19 protein-coding genes are annotated in these 24773 nt (G+C 63.6%); 11 read left to right on the top strand and 8 right to left on the bottom strand.

The genetic code is table 11. The features are described from left to right. The first annotated feature begins 283 nt into the window (after positions 1-283). A complete protein-coding gene (cobA, locus tag PDMSB3_RS09710; RefSeq protein ID WP_165185945.1) occupies positions 284-1099 on the top strand; it encodes a uroporphyrinogen-III C-methyltransferase in 816 nt (271 codons plus the stop codon). A gap of 280 nt (positions 1100-1379) precedes the next feature. Beyond that, positions 1380-1760, top strand: coding sequence for a response regulator (locus PDMSB3_RS09705; RefSeq protein ID WP_007181938.1), 381 nt, complete (start codon positions 1380-1382; stop codon positions 1758-1760). 70 nt (positions 1761-1830) lie between these two features. On the opposite strand, the gene PDMSB3_RS09700 is transcribed toward PDMSB3_RS09705, so the two are convergent. Then, on the bottom strand, positions 1831-2706 hold the full coding sequence (locus tag PDMSB3_RS09700; RefSeq protein ID WP_007181939.1) for an MOSC domain-containing protein: 876 nt from the start codon (positions 2704-2706) through the stop codon (positions 1831-1833). 61 nt (positions 2707-2767) lie between these two features. Continuing rightward, on the bottom strand, positions 2768-3535 hold the full coding sequence (gene glcC, locus PDMSB3_RS09695; RefSeq protein WP_007181940.1) for a transcriptional regulator GlcC: 768 nt from the start codon (positions 3533-3535) through the stop codon (positions 2768-2770). 267 nt (positions 3536-3802) lie between these two features. On the opposite strand from glcC, the gene glcD reads away from it, so the two are divergent. The 5 genes from glcD to PDMSB3_RS09670 all read left to right on the top strand — a co-directional run bounded on the left by glcD (position 3803) and on the right by PDMSB3_RS09670 (position 10353). Then, complete coding sequence (gene glcD / locus PDMSB3_RS09690; RefSeq protein WP_007181941.1) at positions 3803-5302, top strand: glycolate oxidase subunit GlcD; 1500 nt, start codon at positions 3803-3805, stop codon at positions 5300-5302. Next, on the top strand, positions 5302-6369 hold the full coding sequence (gene glcE, locus PDMSB3_RS09685) for a glycolate oxidase subunit GlcE (RefSeq protein WP_165185942.1): 1068 nt from the start codon (positions 5302-5304) through the stop codon (positions 6367-6369). Before glcD ends, glcE begins: the two co-directional genes overlap by 1 nt. A 36-nt stretch (positions 6370-6405) precedes the next feature. Beyond that, a complete protein-coding gene (glcF, locus tag PDMSB3_RS09680; RefSeq protein ID WP_165185939.1) occupies positions 6406-7647 on the top strand; it encodes a glycolate oxidase subunit GlcF in 1242 nt (413 codons plus the stop codon). Between the two features lie 19 nt (positions 7648-7666). Further along, positions 7667-8071, top strand: coding sequence for a heme-binding protein (locus PDMSB3_RS09675; protein WP_007181944.1), 405 nt, complete (start codon positions 7667-7669; stop codon positions 8069-8071). 107 nt (positions 8072-8178) lie between these two features. After that, entirely contained in the window at positions 8179-10353 is a 2175-nt protein-coding gene (locus tag PDMSB3_RS09670) for a malate synthase G (RefSeq protein ID WP_007181945.1), read from the top strand. Between the two features lie 198 nt (positions 10354-10551). Here the strand turns inward: PDMSB3_RS09670 and galU are convergent, their stop codons facing one another. Both galU and PDMSB3_RS09660 read right to left on the bottom strand, forming a co-directional pair. Continuing rightward, entirely contained in the window at positions 10552-11469 is a 918-nt protein-coding gene (gene galU, locus PDMSB3_RS09665; protein ID WP_007181946.1) for a UTP--glucose-1-phosphate uridylyltransferase GalU, read from the bottom strand. 282 nt (positions 11470-11751) lie between these two features. Continuing rightward, a complete protein-coding gene (locus PDMSB3_RS09660; RefSeq protein ID WP_007181947.1) occupies positions 11752-11895 on the bottom strand; it encodes a hypothetical protein in 144 nt (47 codons plus the stop codon). A gap of 263 nt (positions 11896-12158) precedes the next feature. Here PDMSB3_RS09660 and PDMSB3_RS09655 point away from each other — a divergent pair, with 263 nt between their 5' ends. Then, the gene (locus PDMSB3_RS09655; protein WP_165185937.1) at positions 12159-13370 is read left to right on the top strand and encodes an acyltransferase family protein; all 1212 of its coding nucleotides are present in this window, start codon (positions 12159-12161) and stop codon (positions 13368-13370) included. A gap of 144 nt (positions 13371-13514) precedes the next feature. Here the strand turns inward: PDMSB3_RS09655 and PDMSB3_RS09650 are convergent, their stop codons facing one another. The 3 genes from PDMSB3_RS09650 to PDMSB3_RS09640 form a co-directional block, all read right to left on the bottom strand. After that, a complete protein-coding gene (locus PDMSB3_RS09650) occupies positions 13515-15968 on the bottom strand; it encodes a glycosyltransferase family 4 protein (RefSeq protein WP_165185934.1) in 2454 nt (817 codons plus the stop codon). Beyond that, the gene (locus PDMSB3_RS09645; RefSeq protein ID WP_165185932.1) at positions 15965-17431 is read right to left on the bottom strand and encodes a flippase; all 1467 of its coding nucleotides are present in this window, start codon (positions 17429-17431) and stop codon (positions 15965-15967) included. Before PDMSB3_RS09645 ends, PDMSB3_RS09650 begins: the two co-directional genes overlap by 4 nt. Before the next feature lie 86 nt (positions 17432-17517). After that, on the bottom strand, positions 17518-19719 hold the full coding sequence (locus PDMSB3_RS09640) for an NHL repeat-containing protein (protein WP_165187440.1): 2202 nt from the start codon (positions 19717-19719) through the stop codon (positions 17518-17520). 662 nt (positions 19720-20381) lie between these two features. Between PDMSB3_RS09640 and PDMSB3_RS09635 the strand changes: the two genes are divergently transcribed. The 3 genes from PDMSB3_RS09635 (at position 20382) to gmd (ending at position 23408) form a co-directional block, all read left to right on the top strand. Then, positions 20382-21491: an acyltransferase family protein gene (locus PDMSB3_RS09635; RefSeq protein ID WP_165185929.1), complete on the top strand. Its 1110-nt coding sequence runs from the start codon at positions 20382-20384 to the stop codon at positions 21489-21491. Next, positions 21488-22216, top strand: coding sequence for an SGNH/GDSL hydrolase family protein (locus PDMSB3_RS09630; RefSeq protein WP_007181953.1), 729 nt, complete (start codon positions 21488-21490; stop codon positions 22214-22216). Before PDMSB3_RS09635 ends, PDMSB3_RS09630 begins: the two co-directional genes overlap by 4 nt. A 148-nt stretch (positions 22217-22364) precedes the next feature. Beyond that, a complete protein-coding gene (gene gmd / locus PDMSB3_RS09625; RefSeq protein WP_007181954.1) occupies positions 22365-23408 on the top strand; it encodes a GDP-mannose 4,6-dehydratase in 1044 nt (347 codons plus the stop codon). Between the two features lie 151 nt (positions 23409-23559). On the opposite strand, the gene PDMSB3_RS09620 is transcribed toward gmd, so the two are convergent. After that, on the bottom strand, positions 23560-24726 hold the full coding sequence (locus PDMSB3_RS09620; RefSeq protein WP_165185925.1) for a glycosyltransferase family 4 protein: 1167 nt from the start codon (positions 24724-24726) through the stop codon (positions 23560-23562). Positions 24727-24773 lie beyond the last annotated feature (47 nt).

The following is a 24773-nucleotide window of genomic DNA, read 5'->3' as shown; positions in this document are numbered from 1 at the left end:
AGGCGCGGCAAGGCATCGAGCGTCCGTTGTCGATGCGTGGCGTAGTCCTTGCATAACTCTGCATACCGTCATGGCAATGCAGCGGCCCTGACACGCAATACGTACCAATCCCGGACGAACCACAACGCGGTGTTTCGTCCCACTCGAAGTCGGGAAGCAGTACCCACCAGGCAGCAAACGGACAACGGCGTCCCCTCGTGACCATCGCGAGCGGACGCCGTTTTTTTATTTGGCGCCGGCGATTCAACTATCGCCGGCCGACACAGAAGCGAAGGACATCGCGATGAACCCGAACACCGGCAAGGTCACCTTATTGAGCGCAGGCCCGGGCGATCTCGATCTGCTCACGCTGAAAGCCGCGAAAGCGCTGGCGGCCGCCGACGTCGTGCTGCTGGACGACCTCGCGAATCCCGAGATCGTGACGCTGGCGCCGCAAGCACGGGTGATCCACGTCGGCAAGCGCGGCGGCTGCCGGTCTACGCCGCAAGCGTTTATCGAACGCCTGATGCGGCGCTACGCGCTCAAGGGCTTGCACGTGGTTCGCGTCAAGGGCGGCGAAGCGCTGCTGTTCGGGCGTGCCGGCGAGGAGCTCGCCGCATTACGCGGCGCCAATATTCCGGTGGAAATCGTCAACGGCATCTCGTCGGGATTCGCGGCCGCCGCAGGGCTGGGCATTTCGCTCACGCACCGCCGCCATTGCCACGGCGTGAGTTTCGTCACCGCGCACACGGAAGATCACGGCGAGCCCGATTGGGCCGCATTGGCGGCGACCGGCACCACGTTGGCCATCTATATGGGGATGCGGCGCATCGACAGTATTGCGGCCGCGTTGCTCGCGAACCTGCCCGCCGACACGCCGGCCGCCGTCGTGCAGTGGGCTGGGGGCGGCAACGAGCGGCGCCTGATGAGCCGCCTCGATCGCCTTGCCGTGGATGCGGTGAGCGCGGGCTTCGGCAGCCCTGCGGTCATTCTGGTGGGCAGTGCGATCGGCGAGAGCGTTGAACGCGCATGGGGAGAAGACAGCGCATGGCGCGATGAAAAGGAGGCCATGCACACCGACATGCGGATCGCGCGAGAGGCAATTGCGCAGGCCGCGTAAACGGGCACACGCGGGGCACACGCGCGCCACACGCAGGGCACACGCAGGCACGCGCGCACAGATTACCGAAACGGCTACCGTCGGAAAGAATGATCGATGCGCAAATGCCGTCGCCCAGCTTGTAGATTCGCTTCGCGCAACGTCCGTTATGAACCGGATCCTTGCGATATATATCGTCGATACCCAGCCTGAAAGCACACTTTCCCAAGCCTGATTTCTATCAGGACTTCAAATTGCTCACTAAACAGGAACACAAGGAACATAACCTGAGGGAAATCGGATGGCCCATCAACGAGCCGCACGCCTTCTGATCGCCGACGACGACGCGAATCTGCTGGCCGCTTACGTACTCTTTTTCACCGCGCATGGTTTCGACATCCGGACCGCGCGCAACGGCCTCGACGCGCTGGCCCAGTACTGCGACTGGCATCCGGATGCCGCCTTGCTGGACGTCGAAATGCCGCGTCTGGACGGGCGCGCGGTGGCGCGGCGAATCCGCTACGTGGGCGACGTGCCGGCGCCCACGCTGGTCGCGGTCACGGGGCTCGAACGTGCCGAGGAAAGAAGCGAGTCGCTGCGCTCGGGCTTCAACCATCATTTCGTCAAGCCGGTGCCTATGCCGGTGATTCTCGCGGCATTGAGCGGGCTCGTGCGACATTAGCCGTGCTGTGCCGGTAAATGCTGCACTCTGCAACGACGTTTTCGACCGCGTTCGCCCCCGACCACCGCCCTCAGTCGCCGAAGCCCAGTTCCGCTTCCACCGACTGCCCTACCCTCAGCCACTGTCCAGCCCCGCTCGCGACGAGCGCGTTATTGCCGAACGTTATCGCCCCGTCTCGCTGCGGATTCGCGCGGTAGACACTCATCGTGTCGGTCGGCTCGTTCGGCCAGTCCGGATCGGGCGCGCCTTTCGCCTGGTCGATGGTGGGCATAGGACAGCGCGAGCACGGCTTGACCAGTTGCAGTTGCACGTTCTCGCCCGCGTCTCCGTCCACGCTCAGCGTCTCCACATAGTCTTCCTCGTACGCGTCGAGCCCTGTCAGCACGACATTCGGGCGGAACCGGTCGATCGGAATCGCCGGTGCGCCCTTGCCGTTCAGGCGCGTATTCAGATCGTCGAGCGATGCCTGGCCGATCACCAGCAGCGGAAAACCATCGGCGAAATAGGTGGTTGCGCCGCCCACGCTATCCGTATAGCCGGGATCGACAATGCGTTCGTGCCCGGGATCGAAGCGCAGAAGCCGCGCGGGGACGCCGAGAAACGCCGAGAACCACGCCGCGCTTGCCGCGCCGGTGTCGAGTCCGTACGCGGCATCGCGCCAGACCTTGGTCTGTATCGCGGGCGCCGCATCGAGCCGCGCGGCATTCAATGGCGTGCGCAACTCGCTCATGCCGGGCGCGCGGATCACGAGGTCTTCGGCGCCGATTTCGACCTTGATCAAGGCCATGCGCGGATACGCGCGCTGCGTGAGCATGGCGCCGGCCGGGTCGGTGACCATCCAGCAGCGGTCGTATTCGAGGCCGGTGGCGAGCAGGCGCGCCTCATGCAGCGCAATGCCCGCGCAGGATTTGATCGGATAGACAAAGAGCTCGCTAATGGTCGCCATGAAGTGGGGGCACGAGGGGAGCGTGCGAATTGTTGTGTTTAAGGCCCGATTGTAAAGCCCTCTACTCCCATCCTTCCAGCCGTAATGTCGCGCGTACCAGCCGCTGCTCTTCCTGCTCGATTTCGCGCAGGTTCGCGCACACGCTTTCGATGTGATCGGCCGCCGCCCTGCGCGCCTGTTCGGGCAGCTTGCCGGTCACGGCGTTATAGAGCCGCGCGTGCTGACGGTCGATCACCCGCTTTTGCGGCACACGGTGATAGAGATTGTTCACGGACGCGAACACCGAACTCAGCAGCAGGTCGGTCAACGAGCTCAACGTATGCACCAGCACCGGGTTATGCGAGGCCTCGCAGATCGCCAGGTGAAATGCGTGGTCGAGCCGCGCGTGCGTCGAGGCACTCGTTTCGGTGCCCTGGGCCGCAATCATCTCCTCGTAGCGGCGCGTGATCAGCACGAAGTCGGCGGGCGTGCCGCGCAGCGCGGCGAGCCGTGCGGATTCCGCTTCCAGCAGCGCGCGCACCTCGAACAGATCGTAGAGCGTGCGCGGTTGCGAACCGAGCAGATGCATTAGCGGCGTGAGGGCCGGCTGCGCGCTGAGGCTCGCGACGAACGAGCCCCTGCCATGCGAAGTCTCGATGATGCCGCGCGCCCGCAGCAGCTTGAGCCCTTCACGCAGCGCCGTACGCGAGACGCCAAGCTTGTCGGTGAGGCGCCGCTCGGACGGCAGCGCCTGCCCCGTTTTCAGCACGCCGTCGACGATCAGCCGCTCGATACGCTCCGCCACCACGTCCGCGACCTGCCTTGAGTTGTTCGAATCCGCTGTCTGCATCGCTCATTCCCAACTGGTACGACCACTACGAGATGCTAACACGCACGACCCGGATAGGCAGGATACAGGCCATATCCATCAGTGGTTTTCATGAAACTGATCATGTAACGGCATTTCAAAAACTGGTACGACCACTTCCCGCAACCGTCGACAGCGATGCGCGCAGCCGCAACAATCTCTCTGGCAACACGCCCGCGCGCCCGCGCCCACGGGCATTCCGGCCGCTTCCAGCAAGTTCCGGCGAAGCGCGGCTTGAGGAGACACCCCATGAGTTACCAATACGATGAACGCGTCGACGGCCCGCTCGCGACGCACGACAAAGCCACCGTCGTCGCACAATTGCAGGCGCTGATCCCCGATCTGCAACTCCTTCACGAACAGGAAGATCTGCGTCCGTTCGAATGCGACGGCCTCGCCGCCTATCGCGCAACGCCCATGATGGTCGCGCTGCCCGACAAGGTCGAACAGGTCGAGGCGCTGCTGAAATTCGCCAACGCTCACAAGATTCCGGTGGTCGCGCGCGGTGCCGGCACCGGTTTGTCGGGCGGCGCGCTGCCGCTGGACAAAGGCATTCTGCTGGTGATGGCGCGCTTTAACCGGATTCTCGAAGTCGATCCCGAGGCCTGCGTGGCGCGCGTTCAGCCCGGCGTGCGCAATCTCGCGATTTCGCAGGCCGCGGCGCCACATGGCCTCTACTACGCGCCCGACCCGTCGTCGCAGATTGCCTGCTCGATCGGCGGCAATGTCGCGGAAAACGCGGGCGGCGTGCATTGCCTGAAGTACGGGCTGACCGTCAATAACATCCTCAAGCTCGAGATTCTCACTATCGACGGCGAGCGCATCACGCTCGGCTCGGACGCGCTCGACGCGCCGGGTTTCGACTTCCTCGCGCTCTTCACCGGCTCGGAAGGCATGCTCGGCATCGTCACCGAAGTCACGGTGAAGCTGCTCACCAAACCGCAAAGCGCGAAAGTGCTGCTGGCCAGTTTTGACGACGTCGAAAAAGCCGGCGCGGCGGTCGCCCAGATCATCGGCGCGGGCGTGATTCCGGGCGGCCTCGAAATGATGGACAACCTCGCGATCCGCGCGGCGGAAGACTTCATCCACGCGGGCTATCCGGTCGACGCCGAAGCGATCCTGCTGTGCGAAGTCGACGGCGTGGAAAGCGACGTGCGCGAAGACGTGGCCTGCGTGGAAGCGCTGCTGCGCGCGGCCGGCGCCACCGACATCCGTCTCGCGAAAGACGAGGCCGAACGGCAGCGCTTCTGGGCTGGCCGCAAGAACGCGTTCCCCGCCGTGGGCCGCATCTCGCCCGATTACTACTGCATGGACGGCACGATTCCGCGCCGCGAATTGCCGCGCGTGCTCAAAGGCATCGAAGACCTCTCGAAGGAATACGGCCTGCAAGTCGCCAACGTATTTCATGCCGGCGACGGCAACATGCATCCGCTGATCCTGTTCGATGCCAACGCGCCCGGCGAAACCGAACGCGCCGAAGCGATCGGCGCGCGCATTCTCGAACTGTGCGTGGCGGTGGGCGGCAGCATCACCGGCGAACACGGTGTGGGCCGCGAAAAGATCAACCAGATGTGCGCGCAATTCAATAGCGACGAACTCACCTTCTTCCACGCATTGAAAGCCGCATTCGATCCGCAAGGCCTCCTCAACCCCGGCAAGAACGTACCGACCTTGCACCGCTGCGCCGAATTCGGCTCGATGCACGTGCATCACGGCGCGCTGCCCTTTCCCGAACTGGAGCGTTTCTGATGCGCATCGAACCCGTCCCGATGGACGATAGCGAACGGCTCGTCGTCGAAGTTTCGCAAGCGCTCGCGAGCAACGCGCCGCTCAGGATTCGCGGCGGCGACAGCAAGGCGTTTCTCGGTCGTCCCGTGCAAGGCACGCCGATCGACACGCGCTCGCATCGTGGCGTGGTGAGCTACGACCCGACCGAACTCGTGATCACCGCGCGCGCCGGCACGCCGCTCGCCGAACTCACCGCCACGCTCGATGCCGCCGGACAGATGCTCCCTTGCGAGCCGCCGGCCTTCGGCGGCGCGGCCACCGTCGGCGGCATGGTCGCGGCCGGATTGGCCGGTCCGCGCCGGCCGTGGTCCGGTTCGGTGCGCGACTTCGTGCTGGGCTGCCGCGTGATCACCGGCGAGGCGAAGCATCTGCGCTTTGGCGGCGAAGTGATGAAGAACGTGGCGGGCTACGACGTGTCGCGTTTGCTCGCGGGCAGCTTCGGCTGCCTCGGTCTGATCACGGAAGTCTCGCTGAAAGTGCTGCCCAAACCGCGCGCGCTCAGTTGTCTCACCGTGGATCTGGAAGCGGCCGAGGCACTGCGCGAACTGTCCGCCTGGCGCCGCGCCGTGCTGCCGATCAGCGCGGCCTGCCACGTGGACGGCCGTTTGCATGTGCGTCTCGAAGGCGGCGTGGGGTCGGTGGCGTCGGCGGTGGATCGCATTGGCGGCGCCGAACTCGATCCGTGTTTCTGGGACGATCTGCGCGAGCACCGTCTGGCGTTTTTCGACGACCCGCGACCGCTCTGGCGCCTGTCCTTGCCGAACGCGTCGCCGCTGACCGCGCTGCCCGGAGACACGCTGCTCGACTGGGCCGGTGCGCAACGCTGGCTGAAAAGCACCGCCCCCGCCGCGGCGATCCGCCAGATCGCGCATGCGGCCGGCGGCCACGCGACCTGCTTCACCCCGGAAACCGATGCCGAACCGTTCACGCCGCTGCCGCCCACGTTGCTGCGCTTTCATCAGCAACTCAAGCGGCAACTCGACCCGCGCGGTCTCTTCAATCCAGGCCGCCTGTATGCCGGCCTCTGAACGCGGGCCTGCGAAGACCTGAAGGCGAACACCATCATGCAAACCAATCTCAGCGATGCCGCCAAAACCCTGTCTCGCGCGGACGAAGCCGAACAGATCCTGCGCGCCTGCGTGCACTGCGGCTTCTGCAACGCCACCTGCCCGACCTATCAGCTGCTCGGCAACGAACTCGACGGCCCGCGCGGGCGCATCTATCTGATCAAACAGATGCTGGAGGGCGAGCCGGTCACGCAGAAAACCCAGTTGCACCTCGATCGGTGCCTGAGTTGCCGCAACTGTGAAACCACCTGCCCGTCCGGTGTCACCTATCACACGCTGCTGGATATCGGCCGCGCCGAGCTGGAGCGGCGCATCGAGCGGCCGCTGTCCGAACGCGTGCTGCGCGAGGGTTTGCGCCGTGTGATCCCGCGCCCGGCGGTGTTCGGCGCGCTCCTGAAGACCGGCCGCGCGATGCGGCCGTTTCTTCCTGCCGCGCTTGGACGTAAAATCCCCAAGCGAAGCGCTCGGACCGACGCTGGGACACACCCGAGGCCGGCGCCGCGGCATCCGCGCAAAATGCTGATGCTGGAGGGCTGCGTGCAACCCGCGCTGTCGCCGAACACCAACGCGGCCGCCGCGCGCGTGCTCGACCGGCTCGGCATCAGCATCGTGAATGCCCCGCAGGCCGGCTGTTGCGGGGCGACCGACTATCATCTGAATGCTCAGGAGGCAGGCCTCGCGCGGGCACGGCGTAATATCGACGCATGGTGGCCCGCCCTCGAGGCCGGCGCCGAAGCCATCGTGCAAACCGCGAGCGGCTGCGGCGCGTTCATCAAGGACTATGGGCATCTGCTGCGCGACGACCCTCGCTATGCGTCAAAAGCGCAGCGGGTCAGCGAGCTGGCGCGAGACCTCGTCGAGGTATTGGCTAACGAGCCGCTCGGTCAGCTGCAAGCAAGCTTGCCAGGGCAGACTCAGCAAAGAATCGCGTTTCACTGCCCATGCACGTTGCAGCATGCGCAGAAGCTGGGCGGCGCGGTCGAGTCGATCCTGCAACAACTCGGCTTCGACCTCACCGCCGTGCCCGACGGCCATCTGTGCTGCGGATCGGCGGGCACGTATTCGATTACCCAGCCCGAGCTTGCGCAAAGGTTACGCAACAACAGGCTCGACGCGCTGGAAAGCGGCAAGCCGGAGATGATCGTCACGGCCAACATCGGCTGCCAGGTACATATGGACGGCGCCGGGCGCACTCCGGTGCGTCACTGGATAGAACTTGTAGAAGCATCCCTACCATAAACGAACCAGGAATTTCACTATGCTGAGCAAACCCGTGTTGACCCTTGCCGAAACGACCCGCATTCTCGAAGCCGCCCGCGCGGAAGCCGAGAAGAACCAGTGGGCCGTCGCCATCGTGGTGGTCGACGACGGCGGCCACCCGCTCGGACTGCTGCGTCTGGACGGCAGCGCGCCGGCCAGCTCGTACATCGCGACCGAAAAAGCCCGCACTTCGGCGATCGGCCGCCGTGAAACCAAGCTATACGAAGACATGATCAACAACGGCCGCACCGCGTTCCTGAGCGCACCGCTGCAAGGCACGCTGGAAGGCGGCGTGCCGGTGATCGTCGAGGGCCAGGTGGTCGGCGCGGTCGGCGTGTCGGGCGTCAAGTCGGATCAGGACGCGCAGATCGCCAAGGCGGGGATTCAGGCTATCGCCGCCTGAGTTCGCGTGCCGCTCGAATCCGCGGCCATCAACGAAAGAAGCTAAACCGTTGCACAACGCGGGCCGATGCCCCCTCATCGGCCCCATTCAGATAGATGGAGCAGTCGATGACTCAGATGAACCCGCGCGGCGGACTGCAAGTCGCCGCCAACCTCGACCAGTTCGTCGAAACCGAAGCCCTGCCCGGCACCGGAATCGACAGCGCTGCATTCTGGTCGGGTTTCGACGCCCTCGTACATGAGCTGGCGCCCAAAAACCGTGCGCTGCTCGCCGAGCGCGACCGCCTGCAGACCGAACTGGACAACTGGCATCGCGCCAATCCGGGTCCGGTGCGCGATCTGCGTGCGTACCGCGCGTTTCTCGAAGGCATCGGCTATATCGTGCCCGTGCCCGCCAGCGTCAAAGCCACGACCGACCACGTGGACACCGAAATCGCCGAACAGGCCGGCCCGCAACTCGTCGTGCCGCTGTCGAATCAGCGCTACGCGCTGAACGCGGCGAACGCGCGCTGGGGCAGTTTGTACGACGCGCTGTACGGCACCGACGCGATTCCCGAGACCAACGGCGCCGAAAAGCAGAAGGCTTTCAACCCGGTGCGCGGCGCCGCGGTGATCGCCTATGCACGCAAGTTTCTCGATCAGGCCGCGCCGCTCGCGAACGGCTCGCATGCCGACGCGACGCGCTATAGCGTCGAAGGCGGCAAGCTGGTCGTCACGCTGAAGAACGGCACGAGCGGGCTTAAGACGCCCGCGCAATTCATCGGCTATCAGGGCGAAGAGAGCGCGCCGTCCGCCGTGCTGCTCAAGCACAACGGCCTGCACTTCGAAATCCAGATCGATGCGAACGACTCGATCGGCAAGACCGATTCGGCGCATGTGAAGGACGTGGTGGTCGAAGCGGCGGTGAGCACGATCATCGACTGTGAAGATTCGGTCGCGGCCGTGGACGCGGACGACAAGGTCCAGCTCTATCGCAACTGGCTCGGCCTGATGAACGGCGACCTGACTGAAGAAGTCACGAAGAACGGCAAGACTTTCACGCGCCGGCTGAATGCCGACCGCGCCTACACCGCCGCGAATGGCACGGCGCCGGTCGTGCTGCATGGCCGCTCGCTGCTGTTCATCCGCAACGTCGGTCATTTGATGACCAATCCGGCGGTGCTGACCAAAGACGGCCACGAGATTCCGGAAGGCATTCTCGACGCGGTGATCACCTCGCTGTGCGCGTTGCACGACCGCAAGCACAAGCTGAATTCGCGCACCGGCTCGATCTATATCGTCAAGCCGAAGATGCACGGTCCGGCCGAAGTCGCTTTCGCCAGCGAGTTGTTCGCGCGCGTGGAAGACCTGCTGAAGCTGCCGCGCAATACGATCAAGATGGGCATCATGGACGAGGAGCGCCGCACCAGCGTGAACCTGCTCGCCTGTATCAACGAAGCGTCGGAGCGTGTCGCGTTCATCAACACCGGTTTCCTCGACCGTACCGGCGACGAGATGCACACGGCAATGGAAGCCGGTCCGATGCTGCGCAAGGGCGACATGAAGTCGAGCGCGTGGATCGCGGCTTATGAACGCAGCAACGTGCTGGTCGGTTTGAGCGCGGGCCTGCGTGGCCGCTCGCAGATCGGCAAGGGCATGTGGGCCATGCCCGATCTGATGCACGCCATGCTCGAACAGAAGATCGCGCATCCGAAGGCCGGTGCGAACACCGCGTGGGTGCCCTCGCCGACCGCCGCCACGCTGCACGCGTTGCACTACCACCAGGTCGACGTGCAAGCGGTCCAGCAGGAACTGGAGCGCACGGATTACGCGAAGGTGCGTGACGAACTGCTCGACGGCCTGCTGACCATTCCCGTGGTGGCCGAGGCGAAGTGGAGCGAAGACGAGATCCGCAGCGAGATCGACAACAACGCGCAGGGCATTCTCGGCTACGTGGTGCGCTGGATCGACCAGGGCGTGGGTTGCTCGAAGGTGCCGGACATTCACAACGTCGGCCTGATGGAAGACCGTGCCACGCTGCGTATTTCCAGCCAGCACATCGCCAACTGGCTGTATCACGGCGTGGTGAAGCGTGAACTGGTTGAAGAAACGTTCAGGCGCATGGCCAAGGTGGTCGACGAGCAGAACGCGGGTGACCCGCTCTACAAGCCGATGTCGCCGGGCTTCGACACGATCGCCTTCAAGGCCGCGCAAGCGCTGGTGTTCGAAGGACGCCAGCAGCCGAGCGGATATACGGAACCGTTGCTGCACAAGTTCCGGCTGGAAGTGAAGAAAGAGGCTTGATGCCTCGAACGCCGGGCGCGCGTGAAGCATGGGCCGGCTGAAAAAAGACGGGCGCCGCGTGGTTTGCGGCGCCCGTTTAATGTGCGCGGTGCTGCTGCGCGTTGCTTCTGCGTGATAAGTTTCGCGGCGTGCGCTGCCTTGAAGGGATGACAACCCGCATCAGCCGCTCGCGCTAACCGCAGCGGCTTCCGGCACGGCTCAAGCCGCTTCCGCCGCATACTGCGCCGGCACACCTTCCTGCATGTTGGTCTGCATATACGCCTGCAGATACGCTTCGAATTCCGCCTTCACTTCCGGATGACGCAGCGCGAACTCCACCGTCGCCTTCAGATAGCCCAGCTTGCTGCCGCAATCGAAACGCGTGCCGAAATAGCGATACGCAAGCACCTGCTCTTCGGTCAGCAGCGATTGCACCGCGTCGGTCAATTGCAACTCGCCGCCCGCACCCGGCTTCAACGCGCGGATATGCTTGAAGATGGTCGGCATCAGCACATAGCGGCCCACCACGCCGAGATTCGACGGTGCCTTGTCCGGCGCCGGCTTCTCGACTATGCCCGACAGCTTGATCACGTTGTCTTCCCATTCGCGGCCGTCCACCACGCCGTACGAGCGGCTGTCTTCGCGCGCGATGGTTTCCACGCCGATCACCGAGCTGTGATAGTGGTTGAACGTATCGACAAGCTGGCTCATTACCGGCTTCGAGCTGTGCAGCAGGTCGTCGGCCAGAATCACGGCGAACGGGCTGTCGCCCACCAGTTTCTCGGCGCACAGCACCGCATGGCCGAGACCGAGCGCTTCGGCCTGGCGCACATAGAAACAGTCGACATTGGCCGGCTTGATGCTGCGCACCAGATCGAGCAGCTTCTGCTTGTTACGCGCCTCGAGTTCGGCTTCGATCTCGTAGGACTTGTCGAAATGATCTTCAATGGCGCGCTTGCTGCGGCCCGTCACGAAGATCATCTCGGTGATGCCGGCGGCAATCGCTTCTTCAACCGCGTATTGAATCAGCGGCTTGTCCACGATCGGCAGCATTTCCTTTGGACTCGCTTTGGTAGCCGGCAGGAATCGTGTCCCGAGGCCCGCTACGGGAAACACGGCTTTGGTGACTTTCAGCATGGTAGGCATTCCCACATCGGTTAGAAATTAGTGTGTTCGCGGGCCAGGCGGCCAATTCGATGTCGCCGGAAAGACTAGCAAAAAATTACGCCAGCGCGCGCCTGAAATTTCCTCAATCCGAATAAATAAATTCATTCTATTTCGATATGCAGAATCGTCATAAGCAACAATTACATATTGAATGGTTTATTTTTGGATTTTTCAGAAAATTCTACATATTTTGACAGCGGACCTGCGCAGATGTGACACGCAACGTGGTGCCCGCCATCTCTTCAAGTTCCATTATTCGTTGTCGTCGAGCTGCGGCAGCTTGCCCGGGTTCATGCGAAAGCGGCGGATCGGCTCGTTCCGCAGCGCCTCCCGATAGGCGGAGGCGGCGACAAGGATCAGCAGCACGGCAATGCCGGCGAGTAGATGCAGGTTCATGACTTCACCCCGTGGTCAAGAGAATCCGTGTCTTAAATTAGCACGACAAAAGCGGTAAATAATTCGCCTCAGCACCCGGATATCCTCAATTACAATTCGTCACAAAATCGCCAATTAATTCAATTCACCCCGCAATTTTTTATCGATTTTTTGCGCGCGCCGTGCACTAGCATGTCATGCACCGTGGACGCGTGAGGCGTCCGCGCGAACTCAACTCGTGAACCCGCCAAGCTGGTTTCCCTCCGTCAGAATAAGGACCGCGCATGAGCGACTCAGCACTGGATGCCGCCGGCTCATCCCTGCCCCTCTCCCCGCCTCGCACGGCGGCCGCGCCGCGTGCCCAGAGCGAAGCGCGCGCCGACAGCGCCGGCAAGGAGCATGTCATCGACGCGATGCGGGGCTTCGCCGCCTTGCTGGTCGCGTATTTTCATTGCCGCCAGGTCGAATGGGTCGGCATGCAGGCGTTTCACCAGAGCGTAGGCCACGCATTCAGCCTGAATGCGATTGCCGCGTATCTGACCTTCCCGATTGCCTGGGGCTCGGCGGGCGTGCCGATATTCTTCGTGATTAGCGGCTATTGCATTCACCGTGGCGGCGCGCTGCGGCTCGCCGGCAATCCCGCTTACCGCCTCGATACGGGCAATTTCTGGGTGCGGCGCTTCGCGCGCATTTATCCCGTGCTGCTCGCGGCGCTGGTGCTGACCTTCGCGCTCGACTGGTTCAGCCTGCACTTGCCGCCCGTCAATCACAAGATCCGCGAGATCGGCCTGCAGGCGTTTCTCGTCAACCTGTTTTCGCTGCAAGGCGTGGCCGGCAAGACGTTCGGCTCGAACGGCGCGCTCTGGACCCTCTCGCTCGAAGTGCAGTTCTACGCGATCTATCCGCTGCTGTTCGCGCTGCGCCGGCGCATCGGCATGACGTCCGTGCTGGCGATCGTCGCGGCGATCAACGTGGTGTCCGCCTACGTGCTGGAGCGTCACGACATCCAGTTCTTCACGTCGTACTGGTTTTCGTGGACGCTCGGCGCGTGGATCGCCGACGCCCGTGCCCGCAGCGCGCCGCAGGCCCGCCTGCCGGTGTGGCTGTATGCCCTCGCTGCGGCGTTCGTCGCACTCGGCTGCGCCGCATTTCATTTCGGCCAGTACGGTGCGTTCCAGTTGTGGGCCATCGGCTTCGCGTTCTATCTGTACAAGGCGCTGGAGCGCGGCAACGCCGGCCGCGGCCCCGCGTTCGGCATGCGCGTGCTCTCGCGGCTCGGCGATTTCAGCTTCTCGCTGTATCTGATCCATCTGCCGATCTTCGTGCTGCTATCGTCGCTGCTGTTCCGCTCGTCGCTGCAAATGTCGATCTGGCCGTCGTTCGGCTACATGCTGGTGGCGGTGCCGGCGGCTTACGTGTTCTACCGGCTGGTCGAGTTGCCGGCCATGAAGTGGTCCGCCAGCTTCAAGCCGAAAGCGGCACTCAAACAGGCTTGAGATCCCCCGCCACCAAACCGAACCACAAAACCGGGCCGCAAAACGGGCGACAAAAAAACGGAGCGAAGATCCTCAGACTTTCGCTCCGCTGCGCAAACGGCAGGGACTGGCCGAGTCCCTGCCCACCCCGCGTAAAAATCCTCCCTAAGCCGTTGCAGGGCCCGTCACACGCTTCAGAATCCGCTCGACACCCTCGACATAGGCGGCCGTGCCGAACCGGCTCAGCGCCGTCTGATACCCGTTCCTGACCAGCCGGTTGCGCAGCTCGTCGTTCGAGCGCAATTCGGCGAGCGTGTCGGCAAGACCATGCGCATCCGCCGGGGTGCACAGCACGCCGTTCTCGTAATCGTCGATGATCTCCAGCACGCCGCCCGCTCGTGCCGCCACCACCGGCCGCTGCGCCAGCATGCCTTCGACGATCACGCGGCCGAACGGCTCCGGCGTGATCGACGTATGGACGACCGCGTCGACCGCGCACATGCAGGCCGCGATATCGTGCTGGAAGCCGAGAAAATGCACCCGCCCGCCGAGGTTGTGCGCGGCGACGAACGCGTGCAGTTCGATCTCGTACTGGTCTTCGCCGAAGAGCGGCGCGCCCACCAGCACCGCATGCATCTGCGGATTGAGGACCATCGCTTCGAGCAGCACGTGCTGCCCCTTCCAACGCGCCAGACGGCTGAACGAGCCCACCAGAAACGCGTCCTGCGGCAAGCCGAGGCGTTTGCGCAGCGTTGCTTGCGGGACCGTGCGCAAAGCGTCGAACGGCGCGGCGGAAATGCCGTTGAACACCACGTCGATGCGTTTTTCGTCGAACTGCGTCAGCACGGCGAAGGCGCGCGCCGACGCGGCCGAATTGGCGATCACATGCGTGAGGCCAAGACGCGCGCACCATTTGATGACCGCCAGTTGCTTGCCGCCGAAATGCTCAGGGCTCACGATATCGCGCAGATGCCAGACCACCGGGCGCCTCGCCAGCTTGCCGGCGAGTGCGCCGATCACCATCGCGCGCTGGGTGTTCGCGTAGATCACGTCGGCCTTGCGCGCGCGTTTGGCCGTGGCGCGCACGAGCGACAGCAGGCCTTTGAGCGCCTGGCCCTTCGGCAATGAACCGCCCTGCTTGCGAACATGGCGCAGCGCGCCCGCGTCGAGCACGTCGACGGCCACGCCGGCTTTGGCGAGCGCGGTGCGGAACGGGCCGTCGTCGAACAGCACGACCTCGATGCGCGAGCGCAATGCCTTGACGATTTCCAGCAGCGACAGTTCAGCGCCGCCGAGCACGCCGCTTTGATCGACGGCCAGAATGCGCGGTCCGCTGGCGACGGCCTCGGCCGTGTACGGCACGTACGGCGGCAGCGTGGCCGTGCGCAACGTCGGCACCGCGGCCCGCACATGCGCGAAGAAACGCTCGCGGAAATGCGCGGCGGAAAACTGCTCGGCGTTCGCGCGGCAATCCAGCGGCGAAAAACGCTTCACGTGGTCGTCGAAACGCTCGACGGCGGCGATGATCGATTCGGCATCCTGTTCATCGAAGAACATGCCGGTGGGCCGGGGCTCGGACAGATCGCGCACGGTTTCGAGCGCACCGCCCTTGCCGTAGGCGATCACCGGCGTGCCGCAGGCCTGCGCCTCGACCACGGAAATACCGAAGTCTTCTTCCGCGGCGAACACGAAGGCCTTGGCGCGGCTCATCCGGTCCTTGAGCACCTTGAACGGCTGGTAGCCCATGATCTCGACGTTCGGCCCTGCTTTCGCGCGGATCTTCTGCATGTCGGGACCGTCGCCGATCACCACGAGCTTGCGCTCCGGCATGCGCGCGAACGCTTCGACGATCAGATCGATCTTCTTGTACGGCACCATTCGCGAGGCGGTCAGATAGAAGTCGTCCTTCTCGGTGCAGAGCGCGAAGGCTTCGACGTCGACCGGCGGAAAGATCACGTGCGCGTCGCGCTGGTAGACCTTCTTGATACGACGCGCAATGAATTCGGAGTTGGCGACGAAGCCATCCACCGAATTCGACGTACGGATATCCCAGTTGCGGATGTAATGCAGAATCAGCCGCGCCATACCAGACTTCAGGCCGGCGGTCAGTTTCGACTGCCGCAGATACTGGTGCTGCAGATCCCAAGCATAGCGGATCGGCGAATGCACGTAGCTGATATGCACCTGGTCGGGGCCGGTCAGAATGCCCTTGGCGACCGCATGGCTGCTCGAAATCACCACGTCGTAGGCCGATACGTCGAGCTGTTCGATCGCGAGCGGCATCAGCGGCAGATACGAGCGGTACCTGGTGCGCGCGAGCGGCAGCTTCTGGATGAACGACGTCGTGACGGGTTTGCCGCGCAGAAAGCTGTGATCGTCGAGAAAATCGACGAGGCTGAACAGGTCCGCGTCTGGAAAGCACGCAACAATCTGTTCGAGCACCTTCTCCGCCCCCGCATACGTGACGAGCCAGTCATGCACGATCGCAACGCGTACCGTTTTATCCCCGCGGAATACCGCGCGGCGCGGCGCCTGAACGCCGGGAACGGTGGTGAGTTCGGCCAGTGCGCTGCGCGTCGCGGGTTGCAGCACGGCTTCTTCAAGGACTTCGTGGTTCATGCGCTTTTCCTCGGATTCAGTCGCAACAGCAGTAAACGCGCAAGATCGCGCAAGGCGGGTGTCATGGTGATCGACCAGGCGACATTCGCGCCCACCATCAATACGCCGGCAACCATCGCCGCCGCGAGACCCGGCAGAAAACTGGCAAGCCACAGGCTGGCCAGCAGGAAAGCGAGGTGGGCGAGCATGTCGAGCGCGATCTGCCGCGCGTGAATCGCCGACAGGCGCAGCAACAGGGCGTAGTCGAACAACGCCCGGCCGGCCACGGCCACTGCCGCGCCGGTCAGACCGAAATGCGTGATGCCGAACCACAATGCCCCTGCAAACAGGGGCAATTCGAACAAACCGACGCGCGCGGCGGTGGCCGGATTGACCTGCGACTGGATCAGGATCCGCGTGACGTTCGCCTGGCCGACGAGCCACACGGCGATGATCATGATGCGGCCCACCGGCGCCGCCACGGTGGCGATCTCATTGCCGACCCACAGATGCAGGAACGGTTCGAGCACCAGCATCGCGACCAGCGCGACCGGTGTGAACACGCCGTTGAGAAATTCGAGCGACTGCCGGGTGATGGTGTCGGCATCGGCACGGCCGACTGCGGAGAGCCGCGGAAACAGCGTGCGCACCAGCGCGGTCGGCACGATGTTCAGACGCGTCACGAGGTTTTGCGGCACCGTGTAATAGGTGACGAAACGCGCGCCGAGACTCGTGCCGAGCATCACGCGGTCGAGCGAGTCGGCGATCATGGTGGTGACGCTCGCAATCAGCATCCAGCCGCCGAAATTGAACAGCCCTTTCGCCACGCCGAACTGCGGCGGCAGAATGCGGCGGATTTCCAGCACTTTCAGCGCGGAACGGCCCAGCAGCAGCGCGGCGACGATTCGCGCGAACACCGCGGCGGCCAGCACGTTCTGCAAGGTCGCGCCCATCCACAGGGCGGCGCCGAGCGGCAGCAACTGGAACAGGAAGGTGCCGATGGTCTGATTCGTGTTGTAGACGCCGAAGCGTTCTGCGCCGTTGATCGCACCCGCGAACACCCACGACACGTTGGCGATCGGAATCGCCACCGCGAGCCACGGCAGCGCCATATACACCTCGTGCTGCAACTCGGGCGAGACCTTGGTGAAATACGCGGTGTAGAGAAAGGCGCCGAAATAGATGATCAATCCGCCTATCACGCCGGTTGCGAGATTGAGCCACGTCGCGCTCCAGAACACGCGCTCGCTCTCTTCCCTGTCGCCGGATGCGCGCGCCTTCGAGATGTGATTCTGCGCGGCCATGCTCATGCCGAGATCGAGAATCCCGAAGTAGCCGATCAGCGTCCACACGAGACTGATTACGCCGTAGCGCTCGACGCCGAGCAGCCTGATATACGACGGCACGGTCACGAGCGAGACGAAAGTCGGCAGCACCAATCCGAAGAAATTGATCGCTACGTTCCTGAGAATGCCTTTGTCCATCGGATGCCCTGGTTTGTCTACGGTTGCCTGGCTGCGGTTGCCTGGTGTTGCCTGGTTATGCGAATGAAGCGCTCATGTTTCGCTCATCAAGGCTTCCAGCGGTACATCATCACTTTGCCGCGCGCGTCTTCCTCGACGAACACGAGGTACTCGCCATTGCTGCGTCTGGCGGCGCTGATGCCGTTCGGCACATCCACCCAGCCCGACGCGCGCCCCACTTCCGGGCCCGGCCGGATCACGCCGATCTCCTTGCCGCTGTCCTTGTCCCACACGTGCACCGCGCCGACCGGTTCGACGCCGAAGAGGTATTGCCCTTCGACCGTCAGGCCGATGATGGTGGCGATGGGTTTGCTCTGCGTCTGCCACGGCAGCGTGATCGCATAGCGCTGCACCGGATTGCCGCTCGACCATTTGTCGTAGCGCACCAGCACGCGGCCCACTTCTTTCCAGAAGCCGCGATCGACCGGCGTGTCGGGCGTATAGCCCGTCACGTACAGGGTGTCGGTGTCCGGGTCGTAGATCGCGCGATGCAGTTCCGTGAACGGCTGCGGCACCGGGTACTGCGTCATGTTCGAATACGAGTAGACCGGATTGCCCTTCGCATCCAGCCCGCCGAAACGGAAGCGATAAATGCCCTTCGTATCGCGCGTGCGCCAGATGTCGCCGGCGGTGTCCACCCACCAGCCCCAGCCGCCGGCGAGCTTGGTGCCGGTCGTGTTGAGTGTGAATTCGTCGGTGTCGAACCTGCCGTCGCCGTTCGCATCGCGCCAGATCCAGTCGCCGCCCGGCGGCGCATTCGGCACCTTGGCCACCGCGCGCTCACGTCCCGCGATAAAGCCCGAAGGAATTGCCGTTTCGCCGTCGTGCTGCGGATCGAAGCGATAGATCTTCAGATGGTCCGCGTACATATCCGTGAGGTACAGGAAGGTGCGGCCCTTCAGTTTGCGGGCAGTCGGCAGGCCCGGATACTGGTCGGTGTGAAACACCGGGTCGTCCGGATACTTGAAGCGGTTCGATAGAAAACCCACGTATTTCCAGTCCTGTCCAGCAGGTTTCGACAGATCGAGCTCGAAGCGCTTGTTGCCGGTATAGACGCTGTCCGGGCGCGACGGGTCGATCCACGCGCCGTCGACGAACAGTAGCCCCTGCAGCTGCCAGTTCTGTTTGCCGTCTGGCGCATAGCTTTCGAGCGTCGCGCCGAGTCCCGCGCCGATCGGGTCGTAACACGGACCGATCCCGTTGGTCGACACGTATACGTTGCCGCGCGCATCCACGCCCACGCCGGTCAGTCCGTTGAACCGTTGCGGTCCCGGTTTGCCGGCGACGCCGCTGAAAATGCCGCCGCGCTCGCCAAGCGAGCCCGACTCCGCATAGCGGCCGTTATTCCTGCTGAAATACAGCACCTGCTGACGCGGACCGTTGTCGGCGATCAGCACGCGGCCTTGCGCATCGACCGCGATATCCACTGCAATCGTTCCGCCAGGCAGCGTGAAGTTTTCGTCGATGCGCTTGCCCGCTGCCGTGTAGTGTTCGACGCGCGGCGCAGCGTCGTTGCGCGTGCCGCTCAATACCCACAGCGTGCCGTCCGGCGCCAGCGCAATACGGCCCGGCTCGTGCACGCTCCAGGTGGTCTTCTGCTGCATCGATTCCGCGTCGTACACCTCGATACGATCGCGCGCCGTGTTGGCCGCATAGAGCGTGGTGTCGTTCGCCGCGAGGCCGCCGATTTCGGCGCTCGTGCCGGTGGGCACTTCGTTCATCATCAGGAAGCCGGCCGCCAGTTGCGCGTGCGGATCGGCGCTTTTCGCGGCGGGCTGGAACGGCGCGGCGCGTTTCGGATCGGCGATCTGCCGGCGCGAGATGCCGAACCACTGCTTGCCCTTCTCCGGCCACACGCCCTGCTCGACCAGCCGCCCCTTCTCGTTGCCGACCGCGATCGCGACGAACGCGTACTTGCGATTCACCGCGACCGCGCTGCCGCCGCCGTTACCCCAGCCGTGCGTGCCGCCCGCGAAGCCGAGCATCTTGCCGTTCTGATACACGCTCGCTTCCGCGCCACTTTCGTCCCACGGCGCGTTCGTATAGACCTTGCCGTCGGGCGACACCGCAATAGCGGTGATGTTGATCTGCGCCCAGGTGCCGTCGCCGAAACCAAACGTATTGCCGATCCATGACGTTTTCGCGTTCAACGCGGTTTCCGCATGAACCGTGAAACTGACCGATTCCGCGGTCAGTCCCGCAGCGCACGCAAATACGGCGAGCCAGCTTTTGAACGTGAAACGGGGCAAGGTATTTCCTCCAATCAGCGCCGCGCCGCGCGCGGGCAACGAGACTCGCGCGGCTGCATAAGCCGGTGAAATGACGGTTCGAATCGCAGTCGATCCCATGATGCAAATTGCTAGAAGCCATGCAAGGACATGAGGCAGATTCGTGCGAGGACGGGGGCGAGGCAGCGCGTCGGCACAACGGCTGCCGCGAGTCCGGTGGTCACGCGACGCGCGAACCCACGCGCCGTCCTTGGCCACCCAATCCGCACGGCTCACATTACGCGGAAAAAACACCGCGACGAAAATCGAAAATAATTCAAAAATATTCGGTGCTTTAAGCGACGTGAAAGAAACTGATTTAAAAATCGATTAAAACGAAATCATCTTCGATGTGCGGCGCCGAGCGCTCTTTGCATCATCCTTACCGATCTCCCGTCGCGTGATCCGCACTTATTACATATCCCATGTCCATTCGGCGCAACCATAAAAATTCATTGCGAATGGATAACGAAACACCCTGTTGCAATCTGATTCATTTATCCAATTCATTCCCGTTTTTTCACGATTTTATTTTCCCTAGAATCGATTGCACTTCCGTTGCGACGCGAAGCGAGCGCGCCTGTTCTCCGCAAGCCTCGCGCGACGCTTCGCCCGGCCCATCCGCTTCACACCATGGACGGTTCATGACTGCCAGCGCACTGCCCTTAGCGCCCTCTCACTCCCGCCGCATCGTGCAGCTCGACGGCTTGCGCGCCATCGCCGTGCTCGCCGTATTCGCGCAGCACGCACTGAAAGCGCCGCTGTGGATGGGTGTCGATCTGTTTTTTGTTCTGAGCGGCTTTCTGATCACCGGCATCCTGCTCGAACGCAAGGCGCGCGGGCAGTCGTATTTCGGCTATTTCTACGCACGCCGGGCACGCCGCATCCTGCCGCCGTATGTGCTGCTGATGGTGGTGTCGTCGATTCTGTTCGGCTTCGGGTGGGCGCAGCACTGGCAGTGGTACGCATTCTTCGCGACCAATATCGGCGACGCGCTCAATCAGAGCGGTCACGACAGCCTGAATGTGCTGTGGTCACTCGCCGTCGAGGAGCAGTTCTATATTTTCTGGCCATTCGTGATCCTGCTCTTGCCCGAGCGCGTGCTCGGCTACGTGGCGACCGCGTTGATCCTGCTGGTGCCAGTGCTGCGCGCGGTAGCCACGCCCTGGTTCGATTCGTTCTGGCCGATCTATTACCTCACGCCGTTCCGCATGGATCTGCTCGCGGCCGGTGCGTTGCTCGCGGTTGCCGTGCGGCGTGACCGTAATGCGCTCGAACCGTTCAAGGGCGTCGCGGTGGTGGGACTGTTCGCGGCGCTGGCGGTGCTGGCCTGGCTGCATCTGCACTTTCCGCGCTTTCGCGCGGCGAATACGCCGCTCTCGAACGCCGGGCTCTACAGCGTTTCGTTGGTGCTTTGTACTTCCGTCGTGGTCATCGCCCTGCAAAGCAAGGGCATCGTCAAACGGCTGCTGTGCAACCCCGTGCTGGTCTATATCGGCACCATCAGCTACACGATCTATCTGATTCACCTGAGCGTGCTGTACACGCTTTGGCCGCTGCATCTGAACCGTTATGTGACCGCCGCGCTGGCACTCGCGATCACGCTGGTCTACGCCACCATCACATGGTTCGCGTTCGAGAAGCGCCTGATTTTCGGCTCGGCGGGCAAGACGAATGCGCAGACACAGACACATTCGCAGACCGCGGCCGGCGGCGTGAGCACCGCGCCGCAAGCGCCGCAAAGCCGCGCATGAAACGCCGTGCATGGCTCGCTGCCAGCGTGTGGGCGGCAGCGTCAATGCTTGCGCCGGTCGCGATCGCCGTGGGCCCGGGCCCACAAACACAGGTGCTGATCGAGGCCTACGGCGATTCGACCACGCTCGGCATTACCTGCAGCGACGGCCATTGCGGCCCGCAGGCGCAAAACGCGGTGTCCTATCTGCAAGACGAACTGCAGTCGCGCCACGGCGAACGGGTGCGTATCACGAACTATGGCGTGGGCAACACGATGGCGGCGCAACTGCGCGACGGCACGGGCAATCGCCGCGCCGGGCCGACGGCCGGCCTGCCCTGGCAGGAACGGCTCGCCGCCTCGCCCGCGCAGATCGTGCTGATCAACTACGGCATCAACGAAGTGATGCAGAACCAGACGCCCGAGCAGTTCTACACGGCCGAGACGACGCTCGTGAAAACCGCCCGCGCGCTCGGCAAAGAGCCGGTTCTGCAGACCGCGAATCCGATGCCCGACAACCGGCTCAACGCGCGGCTCGCCACGATGGTCGCGATGACGCGCCGCGTGGCCGCCGAGCAGCAGGTGCCGCTGGTCGATCAGTTCGCCTACATCAGCAATCTGCCGGACTGGAAGACATTGATGTCCGATGGTGCACACCCCAAACCGGGTTTGTACCGGCTGAAGGCGGAACAGGATTTTCAGGTCGTCGAACCATTGGTGCGGCGGCTGCTGGACGGCACGCCCTGAAGCGCTTTTGCAAGTGTGGTTCGCGCTTTGGTGCCTTTGGCGCTTGCGGAACGTGCTTCTGAGATGTGTTTCCGGGTGTGCCGATGAAATGCGCCTTTACCGGCGCGACTGCTTTTTCTCTTTCTTTTAACAATCTCGAAGGCAAGCTATGAGCCAACCACGCAAAGCGATCATCACCGGCGTATCCGGTCAGGACGGCGCCTATCTGACCAAACTGCTGCTCGACAAGGGCTACCATGTGACCGGCACCTACCGGCGCACGAGTTCCGTCAATTTCTGGCGCATGCGTGAGCTGGGCGTGCTCGATCATCCGAATCTGCGTCTGGTCGAGCACGATCTCACCGATCTGGGTTCGACGCTGCGTCTGCTCGAAGGCGCGCAGGCCGACGAGTTGTACAACCTCGCCGCGCAGAGCTTCGTGGGCGTTTCGTTCGACCAGCCGGTGACGACCGCCGAAGTGACCGGCATCGGCGCGCTGAATCTGCTCGAAGGCATCCGCATTCTCAACCCGAAGACGCGTTACTACCAGGCGTCGACGTCGGAAATGTTCGGTCTCGTGCAGGCTGTGCCGCAACGCGAAGACACGCCCTTCTATCCGCGCAGCCCGTATGGCGTCGCCAAGCTGTTCGCGCACTGGTCAACGATTAATTACCGCGAGTCGTACGGCCTCTTCGCGAGCAGCGGGATTCTGTTCAATCACGAATCGCCGCTGCGTGGCCGTGAATTCGTCACCCGCAAGATCACCGACACGGTCGCCAAGATCAAGCTCGGCAAGCAGGACGTGCTCGAGCTGGGCAACATGAGCGCGAGGCGCGACTGGGGCTTCGCGCTCGAATACGTGGAAGGCATGTGGCGCATGCTGCAAGCCGACGAGCCGGACACCTTCGTGCTCGCCACCGGCCGCACCGAAACGGTCCGCGATTTCGTGCGCATGGCGTTCGCCGCCGCGGGGTATCAGCTCGAATGGTCGGGCAAGGAAGAGCGCGAAACCGGTATCGATGTCGCTACCGGCAAGACACTGGTGCGTGTGAATCCGAAGTTCTATCGCCCGGCCGAGGTGGATCTGCTGATCGGCTGCGCGGACAAGGCTCACGAGAAGCTCGGCTGGAAACCGGCAACCACGCTGGAACAGCTGTGCCACATGATGGTTCATGCGGATCTGGGGCGCAACGAGCATCACGAGACGTTCTGATTCGCGATGGAAACGCGCGGCCGCGCTGGCGGTCGTGCATCTTCACCGGCTGGGATCTTCTTTCATGCCATGCCGTAACGCGAGGAGAGGCGGAGCCCGATCGCAATGATCGAGGCTCCGCGTTTGTCATTCACCGCGGCACGGCCTTGACTCAATGCGCTCCACCCGCCGCAATCGCTTCCCCATACACCGACGCCACCCGTTTCGCGATCACCGAGTTATCGAAGTTCTCACGCGCATAACGGCGGCATGCTTCGGCATCGGGCAATTTCAGCGTGCCGTTCAGCGCGCCCGCGAGTCCGTCCGCGATCGCCTTCGCGCCCGTCTCCGGCAGCACCAGATTCGGCGACAAACCCGCCACGGCTTCCGGCAAGCCGCCCACCGGCGTCACCAGTACCGGCGTGCCCGAGGCGAGCGATTCCACCGTGATCAGCCCGAAGCCCTCCAGCGCGACCGTCGGCACCACGCTGATATTCGCCGCACGGTACAGCGCCGCCAGATGCTGATCGGGCACGAAACCCAGCAGCTTGACGTTGTCCTCCAAACCCGCCTCGGTAATGCGCGCCTGCAGTTCGCCTTCGAGCCGCCCCTTGCCCGCGATCAGCAGCAGCACGTCCGGCGCGCTCCGCTTGAGCAGCTTCACCGCGTCGATCAGATCTTCGAGGCCCATGCGGCGCACCAGGCGCCGCACCGCCAGCACGATCGGCCGGTCTTGCGGCAATTGCAGCCGCAGGCGCGCCTCGGCGGGCGAGATCGGCAGATTGAACTGCTCGACATCCACGCAGCCGGGCACGACGCGCACCCGGTCCGGCGCAATGCGATAGCGCGAGGTCAGAATCTTGCCGAAAGCCTCGGACAACACGATCAGCCGCGACGAGCGCGCATAGACCGATTGCTCCAGATAGCGCTTGGCGCGTTGACCAAGTGAGTCGGCGCCTTCCACGTGACTCTCGTCGGCCCACGGCCCCTGAAAATGCGAAACCTGCGGAATGCCGCGGGTCACGTCGAGACCCGGAAATGTGTAGAGCGCGAAGTGCGACGAAATCACGTCCGGGCGCGACTTGCCGAGTTCCTGGCGCAGCGCGCGGCGCGCGGCCATCAGGCGCAACGGCAGCGATTGCGCGGCCGAGCCGAAGCCGTTGATCGCGCCGCCGGTGTCGGCGGCCACTTTCGGCGAGCCGGCTACCACGCCGCGCACCGCGACGCCCGCGCCCGGCAGCGCGCCGACCAGCGAGTAGTACATGCGGTCGAGGCCGCCCGCGCGCTCGGGGAACCAGTGCATCCCGATCTGCAGCGATTTGATGGAGCTCGTCGTCATGATTGTGACCCCTGTGCGTTCTGAGAGTTGTGGTGATGAAGCGCCGA

Source organism: Paraburkholderia dioscoreae (assembly GCF_902459535.1).
Classification (GTDB): Bacteria; Pseudomonadota; Gammaproteobacteria; order Burkholderiales; family Burkholderiaceae; genus Paraburkholderia; species Paraburkholderia dioscoreae.
This window is presented reverse-complemented; position numbering and strand designations above follow the sequence as displayed.